We start from the raw sequence: 12710 nt of genomic DNA, 5'->3' as shown, positions 1-12710 counted from the left end.
TGGGGTTCGCCTGTGAGCCGCATGCGTCGCTTGCCCCCGCTGTTGATCGCGCTGTTACCGCTGGCTGGGCACGCGCTGGAAGTGCACATCGACCCTCATGCCGACCTGCTCTACCGCCAGGCCTTACCCCTGCTGGAGCAAGCCGACAACCAGGATGACGGTGCCAGCACGCTGCGGACCGCCGTGGGCGACGACCCCGAGCTTAGCCGCCAGGGCCAGGCCATGGCCCACACCTTGCCGACAGCGGTCGCCCTGCTGAAAAAGTCGGTGGAGCTGGGCCACCCGGTCGCGCAGTACCGCCTGGCGCTGTACTACATGACCTACCTGCCCGCCGCGCAAATTGCAGATGCCGCCTGCCCGTTGCTCGAGGCCAGCCTCCAGCAGGGTTTTGCCGCACCCGCGCCAGCCATCGCCACCTGGTGCCGGCCCTACAACGCCAGTAACGAATACCGCGCAGCACTGGAGGCCATCCCCAACATGGCCACCGTGTACGCCCCCTACTACCCGCAACCGGCCACCCGCCTGGCTTGCAACCGCAGCCGGCCACAAGGCCTGGAAATGCTGTGGGGGCGCCAGCGCGACTACCAGGCCGAGGTGTACCGCCTGCTTGGCGACCTCGACCCACAGCACCGCCTGAGCCTGTTGCAGAAGGCCGTGGACATCAACGGCTGCGTGACGGCGCAACAGCACCTGACCAGCCACCCATAGCCCTCGGCCGGCCGCGATCCTTGTAGAAGCCGCGTCGACCAGCAAGATCGTTCAAGCCATCCCCGCTGCTCCGTCTGGCATGCTGGCCTGCCAAGTACAGCATTGCAGCCATCATGCCCCACATCGCTCGCCAAGCTTTTCTCCACGGCGCCATCGCCATTCTCCCGTTGTCCCTGGCCGTCGCCCCCGGGGCCTGCTGGCCGGTTCCATGGCCATCGAGGCCAACCTCAGCGCCTGGCAGGGGCAAGGGCTGTCGGCCATCGTCTTCGCTGGTGCCGCGCAACTGGTGGCTATCGGCATGCTCAAGGGCGGCGCAAACCTGGCGTCGATCCTGCTCACCACCCTGCTGTTGACCTCTCAGCACCTGCTGTATGGCCTGTCGATGCGCCCGGTACTGTCCAGCCAGCCGCTGCGCTGGCGCTTGGGCCTGGGCTTTCTGCTGACCGACGAGTTCTTCGCCCTGACCAGCCAGTACGACCAGCAGCAGTTCAACCGCTGGTATGCCCTTGGGGTGGGCCTGACCTTCTACATCGCCTGGAACCTGTTCACCCTGGCCGGCATCCTTCTGGGCCAGAGCATTCCCCACCTGGACCAGTTCGGCCTGGATTTCTCCATCGTCGCCACCTTCGTCGCCCTGATCGCACCGCTGGTGCGCAACCTGGCCACGGTGGTGTGCGTCGCCGTGTCGCTGTTCTGCTCGGTGCTGTTCAGCTACTGGCATTGGGAAACCGCCCTGGTCGCCGCAGGCCTGCTGGGCATGAGCGCCGGGTTCATCTGTCAGAAATTCACCGGAGCCCGCGCATGACCTGGATCCTGATTTTCGCCATGGGCGCCATCGTGTTCCTCAACCGCTATGCATTCCTGGAGCCGCGCCTGCCCTTGCGCCTGAGCTCCAATGCCCGGCAGTTCCTCGGTTTTGCCGTGCCGGGTATGCTCACCGCCATTTGCGGCCCGATCATTTTCATGCCCGAGCACCAGCTCAACCTGAGCCTGACCAACCCCTACCTGCTGGGCTCACTGGTGGCCATCGCCCTGGTGTTATTGACCCGCAGCGTATTGCTCAGCATGCTGGTGAGCATGTTGATCTTCTTCCTCCTGCGCAGCTGGCTGGCATGAACACGCCCCTGCGCGAGCAGACACACCTCTGGCAGGCGCCGGCCCTGGGCGACGTCGAGATGCTGCACGCGCGCTATTTCCAGCAGCGCTTTGCCCCGCATGTGCACGAAGGCTATGTGTTCACCGTGATCGAGTCCGGCGCCCAGCGTTTCTGGCACCGTGGCAGCGAGCACTTGGCGCCGGTCGGCAGCATGGTGCTGATCAACCCCGACGAGCTGCATACCGGCGCCACAGCCCACGAAGCGGGGTGGCGCTACCGCGGCTTCTACCCCGAGCACGCGCGGGTCACGGGCGTGCTCGACGAATTGGAGCTGGGCCGCCATGGCATGCCGAGCTTCAAGGACAGCGTGATCCATGACGCGGCCCTGGCGATCGCCTTCAGCCAGCTGCATCAGCTGTCCGAAACTGGCGCCAGTGCCCTGCAACAGCAGACCGCCTGGCGTCAGGCGGTGCTGGCCTTGGTGCAACGACACGGGCAATGCGCTGAACCCTCTGCCCCCGGCCACGAGCCACTGGCCGTGGCCCGCGCCCGCGAACTGCTGGAAAGCCAACTGGCCGACCCACCCTCGCTCGAAGCGCTGGCGGCGGCGGTCAACCTGTCGCCGTTCCATTTCGCCCGGGTGTTTCGCCAGGCCACCGGCCTGCCGCCGCACGCCTGGCTGAAGCAGCGGCGCCTGGCCCGCGCGCGGGAAATGTTGAAGTGCGGCTTTGCTGCTTCGCAGGTGGCGTTCGACCTGGGGTTTGCCGACCAGAGCCATTTGAGCCGGCAATTCAAGCAGGCATACGGGGTGACACCCGGGGCCTATCGCAGCGCTTGCCTGCCAGGCTGAGCTGCGACATCCAGCCTCAGGCAAGCCGGCCAGCCGCTGCTACACTGACAAGGCTGAATGGAGGATCCTGCCATGTCTGAAAGAGATCTCACCACCCTGCTGTCACTGATGAACCAGCGCCAAGCCTGCCTGAGCAGTGCCTGCAAGGAGATTGCCGACTGGATCGACCGGCAGGGCGATGTGCCCGCTGCCGGCAAGATCCGCGCCAGTCTCAAGGCCCTGGAGGCCGACGAAGCCCAGGTCCGCAAGACCTTGACCTCGCTGACCCTCGACAGGCCGCTGCCACGCTTTCGTAGCTGAAAGGCGCAGCTAAAAAAAGGGCCGCTGAACGCGGCCCTTTGATCTGTCAGTGCTTCATGTGCATGTGATCATGCCCACCGCCCGCCTCGGCGTTGAGCGCACGCACCTCAGCCTGTACGTCCAGGGTTTCCTTGCCACCCTTGGCATCTTCGATGGTCAGGGTCAGCGGTACTTTTTCGCCTTCCTTCACCTGATTGTTCAGGCCCATCAGCATCACATGCAGGCCATTCGGGTCCAGGGTCACTGCCTTGCCGGCCGGCAGTTCGACGGCCTTGACCTCACGCATGCCCATCACGTCGCCGTTCATGGTCATCTCGTGCACCTGCACGGTCTTGGCCACGGGCGATGCCACGCTCACCAGCTTGCTGTCGCTGCTGGCGGTCAGGGTCATGAAAGCACCGGTGGACTGCTGGTGCGGCACGCTGGCGCGGACCCAGGCATCGCTCACGGTGGTCTGGGCCAGTGCCGGCAAGGCCAGGCCCATCAGTGCCAGGGCAGCCAGGCCGCGTTTGATCGGTTGCATCGACATTCAGCAGATCTCCATCAGGGTGACCAGGTCTTCGGCGCATTCCTTGGCGTTCAGGGAATGGCCCAGGCTCAGGCGCAGGGTGCCACGTGTATCGTAGACGTAGCTGGTGGACGAATGAGAGATGGTGTAGGTGTCCCCGGCCGGGACCTTTTCGTAAAACACCTTGAATTCCTTGGCCACCGCGGCGATTTCTTCGGGGGTGCCGGTCAGCGCGGTGAACGTAGGGTCGAAGGCCTTGACATAGGCATCGAGCACCTCGGGGGTGTCGCGCTCAGGGTCCAGGGTGATGAACACCACCTGGAACAGGTCGCGATCACGGCCGCGCAGCAACTTGCGGATTTGTGCCGCACGCGCCAGCGTGGTCGGGCAGACAGCCGGGCACTGGGTGAAGCCGAAGAACACCATCGGCATGCTGCCGTAGAAGCTCGACAGGGTGCGCACGTTACCTTGCGGGTCTTTGAGGCTGAACTTGCGCCCAAGGATTTCGTTGCTCATGTTCTTGCCGTACTTGAACTCGAGCCCCCGGGCCGGGCTGCAGCCTGCGAGCAGACCAAGCCCGAGAACGCCCATGCCGGCGACAACCGCACGCCGGGTCAAAAGATCATTCATGAAACCATCCTTTACAGGGAAGGTGCCGGCCCTCGGGACGGGCCGGTCGAAAAACCGGGGCATTCTGGCATGACACCCAGAGGGGTTCTACCCGACCAAGGCGCTGATGGCCCGCAGCCCTTTGAATACGGGCTGCGGCCTGTTGTCGCAGGGGTTGAAACCGTAACACTTTGTTGCTAAGAGAGCCGCCCCGCAGGCGCGTAAGCCTTAGTAGTAGGCGTTCTCTTTCTGCGTGTGGTCAGTCACGTCACGTACGCCTTTGAGCTCCGGAATACGCTCGAGCAAGGTGCGTTCGATGCCTTCTTTCAGGGTGACGTCGGCCTGGCCACAGCCCTGGCAGCCACCACCGAATTGCAGCACGGCAATGCCGTCGTCAACCACGTCCACCAGGCTCACCTGGCCGCCATGGCTGGCCAGGCCGGGGTTGATCTCGGTCTGCAGGTAATAGTTGATGCGCTCGTTGATCGGGCTGTCTTCGTTGACCATCGGCACCTTGGCGTTCGGCGCCTTGATGGTCAGCTGACCACCCATGCGATCGGTGGCGTAGTCGACCAGCGCGTCTTCCAGGAATGGCACGCTGACTGCGTCCAGGTAAGCAGTGAAGCTCTTCAGACCCACGGCGGTGTCGTCAGGCTTCTCTTCGCCCGGCTTGCAGTAGGCAATGCACGTCTCTGCGTACTGGGTGCCCGGCTGGGTGATGAAAATGCGAATGCCGATGCCAGGCGTATTCTGCTTGGAAAGCAGATCGGCCAGGTAGTCATGGGCGGCGTCGGTAATGGTTATAGCGCTCATGTAGGTTCCTCACAGACTTGCCGCCAAGTGTACGCCAACCCAGCCTTCGAACAAAGTCCTAGTATTTGACTCGGGAAAGCGCATATTCAGGCGCCGGCTCCCGTGGCGCCGCCAGCCAGGCTTGCATGCGCCGGTACAGGCCGCGCTCCAGCCACTGGTAGCTGAACCACGACATTAGTCCAATGGACGGCACGCACAGGGCGAACACCAGGTACGGGTTCAAATGCAGGCGCTGGCTGGCGAACCAGCCGGCGTACAGCACCAGTACATGGACCAGGTACACCGAGTACGAACAGTCGCCCAGCGCCTTGAGCAACCGGTTGCCCTGGAACACGGGCTCCAAGGCAATGAAAGCCAGCACGATCATCGCGCTTGGCAGGCCCCAGTGCAGCAACCGCTGTGACGCATCCAAGTGATAGATGGCCAGGCCTGCCACCCCCAGCACCACCAGCGGCAGCCACCGCCCTTGGCGAATCAGGCCACGGCGATGAAGCACACCCAGGCCAATGCCGAGCAGGAACTCGTAGATGATGTCGTTGTTGTAGAAATGGCTGAGCACACCCACACGGCCCAGCACCTCGCTGACCAGCAACAGTGCAGCGCTCACCAGCAGCAGGTGGTGCCGTTGCCGCACCAGGAACGCCAGGCCGAACAGCAGGTAGAAGAACATCTCGAAGTTCAGCGTCCAGCCCACGTTCAGGGTCGGGTACAGGCCATAACCCCCGGGGTTTTCCGCCGGGATGAACAGCAGCGACAGGAACAGGTGACGCCAGGCGAATTCCTGATGTGGCATCCATTGGCTGAAGGCCAGCAGCAACATGGCCATCAGTGCTGTGTAGAACCAGTAGGCAGGGACGATACGCATAACCCGATTGAGCAGGAACTGGCGCGGCTCGATGGATTTGTCGCGGGTCGACAGGTAGATGACCAGCCCGCTGATGACGAAGAAGATGTCGACGCCTATGGCGCCACGGTCGGTGAGCAGTTGGCCGATGGGGCCTGTGGCATGGAAGTCGAAGAAGATCTGCATGAAATGGTGGCAGACCACCACCCAGGCGGCGAACGCCCGCAGTGCCTGAAGCGAATACAGCATGAAATACCCTGAGATTGCCGGTGCATTGAGGCCTTCGGGCTGCATAGCAGCCCCGGACCACCCACCGATTCCGACCGCAGGGTATTCGGAAAGATCAGCTGACCCGATCAGAGGTTCTCATAGCGGTTCATGTCCAGTACCCCGGCTTCGACCGGTTCGGTCTCCTTGATGAAGCTGTTCAAGTCATGGAAATAGCGCCAGAACTCGGGGTGACTGCGGCGCACGCCCCAGCGCATGACAATGCGCTCGAACTTCGCCGCATCATCTTTTGCATATTCCATATCCTCGACGAACTCCGGCACATCCTTGGTCGGGATATTGAAGATGAAGTTCGGGTAGCTGCTGAGCACCCCAGGGTACAGGGTCAGCGTGTCCAGCCCTGGCTGGTAGCGGTACGCCTCGCCCAACAGGAACGCCACATTGCTATGCGCGCGGTTGCGCAGCAGGCTGTAAACCTGGCGCTGCCCGCCCTGCCCTTCGATGCGCAACATGGTCGCCTCGGGCAACTGGTTGATCACCTTCAGCCCGGCAGCCGGGCGCGACACCAGGCGGCTGAGCGACTGCTCGGCATTGCGGAACTCCTCGCTCACCTGCGCCCGCGAGCAGAACGCACCCTGGCAGCGGTTGATCGGGTCCGGCGCGGCATTCAGGCTGCCGGTGCGCTGCAGCAGCTTCAGGCCAAAGTCACGCTTGGGGTTGTGCGCGTCAAGCTTGATACCGCTCGGGGTATCGGTGTCGATGTCCTCGTAATCCATCCACATCTTCACCTTGCCGCTGTTCTGGTACCAGTCGCCGAGGATCGCCTTGCGCTGGTCGGCAGGCATCAGGCGCAGGAAGTTGACCTCGGCGCCGTTGCGGATCAGGTCGAAGTACAGGCGTGTCTGCAACTGGTGAGAAACGTTGCCGTACACATCGAAGTTGACCGCCAACTGATAATAAGTGCGCTCGAACAACGGGTAGTCGAACAGCCACACGGTCAGCGGCACATCACCGATCAGGCCCTTGGTCACCGAGGCGCTGTCGAAGTGGCGGAAGATGCTCAGCAACGCGTTGTCGTTACCGGCCCACAAGGTCGACCAACCGGGTGCTGGCATGTCGGCATAGGCTTCACGGCGCAGTTTCTCGTACTCGTTGCGCTTGTCGCGGTAGGCGTGCCACAGGCTCAGCACACTGCCCACATCATCGATCTGCCCCGGCATGGCCAGCAATGGCGTAGCCTCGCCCCGGTACTTGGCATCGGTGATGTAGCGATCGAAGGCCGGCTCTTGGAACAACGCCCAGAAATTGTCGCGGATCACGTCGGTGGCAATCTGCCCGCGGCACACCGGGCCACGGATGAAGGTGCGCACGAAGTATTCGGCGTTATCCAGCATGAACTGGTAGCGCGCCACCGCCGGGATCGCCTCGAAGGTTTCGAACGGGTTGGCCCGGTGGCGCGGGCCGTAGCCTGGCAGCGCGGCGGCATGCCAGTCACCGGCGTAGAACAACTGCTTCACCCGCTTGAGCTTCTGCGGCCCCATCGGGTAGGTGATGTGCGTTTTGTGCACGATCACGCCCTGTACCGGGATCAGCCGGTAGTAGAAGTCGGTGCCCGGCGGGTCGTTGGGGCGACGGGTCGCAATGATGTCGACGGGCTTGCCACTTGGCGTGCGCGAGCGCACCCACTGGAAGAAGTGGCCCTGCTCGCCGCCAACGAAATAGATGTGCGCCAGGAACAGGTGCTCGTATAGCCAGCGGCCAACCAGCGCCTCGGTGGAACCGGGGCGGTTGAGCAGTTCTTCCCAATCGCTGATCTGCCTGGCTTCGGCAGCGCTCGGCTGGATCGGCTGGTACTCCACCGGCGCACCGGCCGCCAGCCATCGGCGCATGGTGTCGTATTCCTTGTCGGTCAGCCCGGTCACCGCCAGCGGCATGCCCTCATTGGGGTGGGCGCCGGCATAGGCGTCGAACTCATGGGGCAACGGGCACATGTTGTTGCGGCTCAGGCCCAGGACGATCTCCTCGGGCAGCTTGGCGTTGGGCGTGAGCGGGGTCTTGTGGCCCAGCTCCAGCATGCGCGCCATCAACGCGGCCTGGCTGCCCTGGTTGTCGAGCACCGAGTAGAAGCCCTTCTTGCGCCATTGCTCTTCGCTGTGGGCGTCATAGAACAGCCGGGTGGGGGGCACCGCCTTGCTGCGCTCGCCTTGGTACACCGGCACCTTGCTGGCCCCGCGCACCGCGCCTTCGGGGCTTTCCAGCTTCAGCTGGCAAGCGGCGTCGTTGCAGGCGTGGCAGGCCACGCACTTCTCGGTGAAGATCGGTTGAATGTCCCGGGTGTAGGAAATAGCCGGGCTCGACTGGGGGGCTTGCCCGAACACCGCGCCGCTGATGAGCAGGGCGAAGGCGCCGGCAAGGATACGATGCACCATGTGCGGAAAGTCCTGGTTCTTGAAAGCCATCACGATTTGTTGCCTGGTCGTCCTTGGGTGCTCTGCGTTACCGACACCCGCCCAACATGAGCACTTTTCATGCAAATGGGCGATGCGCCTAAAAACCGCGCAGGTTTGTTATGATTCCGCACCTTCTGATATTTGCCCGACCAGGTAGTTCCTATGTCCGACCGCAGCGCTCGTCTCCAAGCACTCCAGAACGCCCTCAAAGAGCGCATCCTGATCCTCGACGGCGGCATGGGTACTATGATCCAAAGCTACCGTCTCGAGGAACACGACTATCGTGGCACGCGTTTCGCCGATTGGCCAAGCGATGTCAAAGGTAACAACGACCTGCTGCTGCTCAGCCGCCCGGACGTGATCGCCGCCATCGAGAAAGCCTACCTGGATGCCGGCGCCGATATTCTCGAAACCAACACCTTCAACGCCACGCAGATTTCCCAGGCCGACTACGGCATGGAGTCGCTGGTTTACGAGCTGAACGTAGAAGGTGCGCGCATCGCGCGCCAGGTGGCCGATGCCAAGACCCTGGAGACGCCAAACAAGCCGCGCTTCGTCGCCGGCGTGCTTGGCCCCACCAGCCGCACCTGCTCGATTTCCCCGGACGTCAACGACCCCGGCTACCGCAACGTCACCTTCGACGAACTGGTAGAAAACTACATCGAGGCCACCCGTGGCCTGATCGAGGGCGGCGCCGACCTGATCCTGATCGAAACCATCTTCGACACCCTCAACGCCAAGGCGGCGATCTTCGCCGTGCAGCAAGTGTTCGAAGACGACAACGTCGAACTGCCGATCATGATCTCCGGCACCATCACCGACGCCTCCGGCCGTACCCTTTCGGGCCAGACCACCGAAGCGTTCTGGAACTCGGTGCGCCACGCCAAGCCGATTTCCGTGGGCCTGAACTGCGCCCTCGGCGCCAAGGACCTGCGCCCGTACCTGGAAGAACTGTCGACCAAAGCCGATACCCATGTATCCGCCCACCCCAACGCCGGCCTGCCCAACGCCTTTGGTGAATACGACGAAACCCCGGCCGAGATGGCCGAAGTCGTCGAAGAATTCGCCGCCAGCGGCTTCCTCAACATCATCGGCGGTTGCTGCGGCACCACCCCGGGCACATCCAGGCCATCGCCGAAGCCGTGGCCAAGTACAAGCCGCGCGAGATCCCGGAAATCGCCAAGGCCTGCCGCCTGTCGGGCCTGGAACCGTTCACCATCGACCGCCAGTCGTTGTTCGTCAACGTGGGCGAGCGCACCAACATCACTGGCTCCGCCAAGTTCGCCCGGCTGATCCGAGAAGAGAACTACACCGAAGCCCTGGAAGTCGCCCTGCAGCAGGTCGAAGCCGGCGCCCAGGTGATCGACATCAACATGGACGAAGGGATGCTCGATTCCCAGGCCGCCATGGTCCGCTTCCTCAACATGATCGCTGGCGAGCCGGATATCTCGCGCGTACCGATCATGATCGACTCCTCCAAGTGGGACGTGATCGAAGCGGGCCTCAAGTGCATCCAGGGCAAGGGCATCGTCAACTCCATTTCCATGAAGGAAGGTGTCGAGCAGTTCAAGCATCACGCCCGCTTGTGCAAGCGCTACGGCGCTGCCGTGGTGGTGATGGCATTCGACGAGGTCGGCCAGGCCGACACCGCTGCGCGCAAGAAGGAAATCTGCAAGCGCAGCTACGACATCCTGGTCAACGAAGTGGGCTTCCCGCCGGAAGACATCATCTTCGACCCGAACATCTTCGCCGTCGCCACCGGTATCGAAGAGCACAACAACTATGCCGTCGACTTCATCGAGGCCTGTGCCTACATCCGTGACCACCTGCCTCATGCGCTGAGCTCGGGCGGGGTGTCCAACGTGTCGTTCTCGTTCCGCGGCAACAACCCGGTGCGCGAGGCGATTCACTCGGTGTTCTTGTTCCACGCCATCCGCAACGGCCTGACCATGGGTATCGTCAACGCCGGCCAATTGGAGATCTACGACGAGATCCCGGCCGAGCTGCGCGAAAAAGTCGAGGACGTGGTGCTTAACCGCACGCCGGAAGGCACCGATGCACTGCTGGCCATCGCCGACGACTACAAAGGCGGCGGCGCCACCAAGGAAGTCGAGAACGAAGCCTGGCGTTCGCTGCCGGTCGACAAACGCCTGGAGCATGCCTTGGTCAAGGGCATCACCGCGCACATCGTCGAGGACACCGAGGAGTGCCGCCAGCAATGCGCACGCCCGATCGAGGTCATCGAAGGCCCGCTGATGAGCGGCATGAACGTGGTCGGCGACCTGTTCGGCGCAGGCAAGATGTTCCTGCCCCAAGTGGTCAAGTCAGCTCGCGTGATGAAGCAGGCGGTGGCGCACCTGATCCCGTTCATCGAGGCCGAAAAAGGCGACAAGCCCGAAGCCAAGGGCAAGATTCTGATGGCCACGGTCAAAGGCGACGTGCACGACATCGGCAAGAACATCGTCGGCGTGGTGCTGGGCTGCAACGGCTACGACATCGTCGACCTTGGCGTGATGGTGCCGGCCGAGAAGATTCTGCAAACCGCTCGCGACGAGAAGTGCGACATCATCGGTTTGTCTGGCCTGATCACCCCGTCGCTGGACGAAATGGTCCATGTCGCCCGCGAAATGCAGCGCCAGGGCTTCGAGCTACCGCTGATGATTGGCGGCGCCACCACCTCCAAGGCGCACACTGCGGTGAAGATCGAGCCCAAGTACAGCAACGACGCGGTCATCTACGTCACCGACGCCTCGCGCGCGGTCGGCGTGGCGACCCAACTGCTGTCCAAAGAGCTCAAGCCGGGCTTCGTCGAAAAAACCCGCCTGGAATACGTGGACGTGCGCGAGCGCACCGCCAACCGCAGCGCCCGCACCGAACGCCTCAGCTACACCCAGGCCATCGCCGCCAAACCGCAGTACGACTGGGCCGGCTACCAGCCGGTAGAGCCCACCTTCACCGGCGTCAAGGTGCTGGAAAACATCGACTTGCGCACCCTGGCTGAATACATCGACTGGACCCCGTTCTTCATTTCCTGGGACCTGGCCGGCAAGTTCCCGCGTATCCTCACCGACGAAGTGGTCGGCGAGGCGGCCACCGCGCTTTACCAGGATGCCCGCGAGATGCTCGACAAGCTGATCGACGAGAAGCTGATCAGCGCCCGCGCGGTGTTCGGCTTCTGGCCGGCCAACCAGGTGGCCGATGACGACATCGAAGTGTACGGCGAGGACGGCCAGACGCTGGCCACCCTGCACCACCTGCGCCAGCAGACCATCAAGCCGGACGGCAAGCCCAACTGGTCGCTGGCCGACTTCGTCGCGCCAAAAGCCAGCGGCGTCACCGACTATGTGGGTGGCTTCATCACCACCGCCGGCATCGGTGCCGAGGAAGTGGCCAAGGCCTACCAGGACAAGGGCGACGACTACAGCTCGATCATGGTCAAGGCCCTGGCCGACCGCCTGGCCGAAGCCTGTGCCGAGTGGCTGCACGAGCAGGTACGTAAAGAGCACTGGGGTTATGCCCGCGACGAGCACCTGGACAACGAGGCGCTGATCAAGGAACAGTACAGCGGTATCCGGCCTGCCCCGGGCTACCCGGCCTGCCCGGACCACACCGAGAAGGAGACCTTGTTCCGTTTGCTCGATGGCACTGCCATTGGTGAAACCGGGCCAAGCGGCGTGTTCCTCACCGAACACTTCGCGATGTTCCCCGCGGCGGCGGTCAGCGGCTGGTACTTCGCCCACCCACAGGCGCAGTACTTTGCCGTGGGCAAGGTCGACAAGGACCAGATCGAGCGCTACAGCGCGCGCAAAGGCCAGGATGTGAGCGTCAGCGAGCGCTGGTTGGCGCCAAACCTCGGGTACGACAGCTAAGGCCGCGCTGGCCTCTTCGCGGGCAAGCCCGCTCCCACAGGGGCCGCACCGTTTTTGAAACGTGTGCAGTACTTGTAGGAGCGGGCTTGCCCGCGAAGAGGCCAGTCCAGGCAGTTCCTTTTTCATTGCCTACACTGTCCCTGATTGCCTCTGATTTCCCAGGAGCCAACATGGACGATTCCAGCCAGGGCAAACCCCCGACCTTCTGGCAGATGCTGCACAGCATCCTCGCCGCTGCCTTTGGCGTGCAAAGCGGCAAGAACCGCGCCCGCGACTTCACCCACGGCAAGGCCAGCCATTTCATTGCGCTGGGGACGTTGTTCACCCTGGTGTTCATCGCGGTATTGATCGGCCTGGTGCAACTGGCCCTGCACCTTACCGCCCGTTAGAAGTGAAAACGCCTGCGGGGATTCCGTCCCCGCAGGCGCGCTTGCT

At 63.1% G+C, this 12710-nt stretch carries 10 protein-coding genes and 2 pseudogenes; 7 read left to right on the top strand and 5 right to left on the bottom strand.

What is annotated here, in order from left to right; genetic code table 11:
- Positions 1-12 precede the first annotated feature (12 nt).
- The 5 genes and pseudogenes from AB5975_20000 (at position 13) to AB5975_19980 (ending at position 2954) form a co-directional block, all read left to right on the top strand.
- Positions 13-708, top strand: coding sequence for a sel1 repeat family protein (locus AB5975_20000; GenBank protein ID XDR18850.1), 696 nt, complete (start codon positions 13-15; stop codon positions 706-708).
- Positions 709-821: 113 nt separating this feature from the next.
- A pseudogene (locus AB5975_19995) lies at positions 822-1513 on the top strand (AzlC family ABC transporter permease).
- Positions 1510-1824, top strand: coding sequence for an AzlD domain-containing protein (locus AB5975_19990; GenBank protein ID XDR18849.1), 315 nt, complete (start codon positions 1510-1512; stop codon positions 1822-1824). The pseudogene AB5975_19995 and the gene AB5975_19990 overlap by 4 nt, the downstream one beginning before the upstream one ends.
- Entirely contained in the window at positions 1821-2654 is an 834-nt protein-coding gene (locus AB5975_19985; GenBank protein ID XDR18848.1) for an AraC family ligand binding domain-containing protein, read from the top strand. The genes AB5975_19990 and AB5975_19985 overlap by 4 nt, the downstream gene beginning before the upstream one ends.
- 72 nt (positions 2655-2726) lie before the next feature.
- Positions 2727-2954, top strand: coding sequence for a hypothetical protein (locus AB5975_19980; GenBank protein ID XDR18847.1), 228 nt, complete (start codon positions 2727-2729; stop codon positions 2952-2954).
- Between the two features lie 46 nt (positions 2955-3000).
- On the opposite strand, the gene AB5975_19975 is transcribed toward AB5975_19980, so the two are convergent.
- The 5 genes from AB5975_19975 to AB5975_19955 form a co-directional block, all read right to left on the bottom strand.
- Positions 3001-3483, bottom strand: coding sequence for a copper chaperone PCu(A)C (locus AB5975_19975; GenBank protein ID XDR18846.1), 483 nt, complete (start codon positions 3481-3483; stop codon positions 3001-3003).
- Complete coding sequence (locus AB5975_19970) at positions 3484-4092, bottom strand: SCO family protein (GenBank protein XDR18845.1); 609 nt, start codon at positions 4090-4092, stop codon at positions 3484-3486. It lies immediately after the preceding gene.
- Positions 4093-4299: 207 nt separating this feature from the next.
- On the bottom strand, positions 4300-4884 hold the full coding sequence (nfuA, locus tag AB5975_19965; GenBank protein ID XDR18844.1) for a Fe-S biogenesis protein NfuA: 585 nt from the start codon (positions 4882-4884) through the stop codon (positions 4300-4302).
- Positions 4885-4942: 58 nt separating this feature from the next.
- Positions 4943-5977, bottom strand: coding sequence for an acyltransferase family protein (locus AB5975_19960; protein ID XDR18843.1), 1035 nt, complete (start codon positions 5975-5977; stop codon positions 4943-4945).
- Between the two features lie 107 nt (positions 5978-6084).
- Positions 6085-8385: a fatty acid cis/trans isomerase gene (locus AB5975_19955; protein ID XDR18842.1), complete on the bottom strand. Its 2301-nt coding sequence runs from the start codon at positions 8383-8385 to the stop codon at positions 6085-6087.
- A gap of 183 nt (positions 8386-8568) precedes the next feature.
- Here AB5975_19955 and metH point away from each other — a divergent pair.
- Both metH and AB5975_19945 read left to right on the top strand, forming a co-directional pair.
- Positions 8569-12275, top strand: a pseudogene (gene metH, locus AB5975_19950) (methionine synthase).
- 170 nt (positions 12276-12445) lie between these two features.
- A complete protein-coding gene (locus AB5975_19945) occupies positions 12446-12664 on the top strand; it encodes a DUF2970 domain-containing protein (GenBank protein ID XDR18841.1) in 219 nt (72 codons plus the stop codon).
- The last annotated feature ends 46 nt before the right edge of the window (positions 12665-12710 follow it).

Origin of the sequence: Pseudomonas putida, assembly GCA_041071465.1 — a bacterium.
Lineage (GTDB): Bacteria > Pseudomonadota > Gammaproteobacteria > Pseudomonadales > Pseudomonadaceae > Aquipseudomonas > Aquipseudomonas putida_P.
Note: the sequence above shows the minus strand (reverse complement) of the source record. Positions and strands in the feature narration are given on the sequence as shown.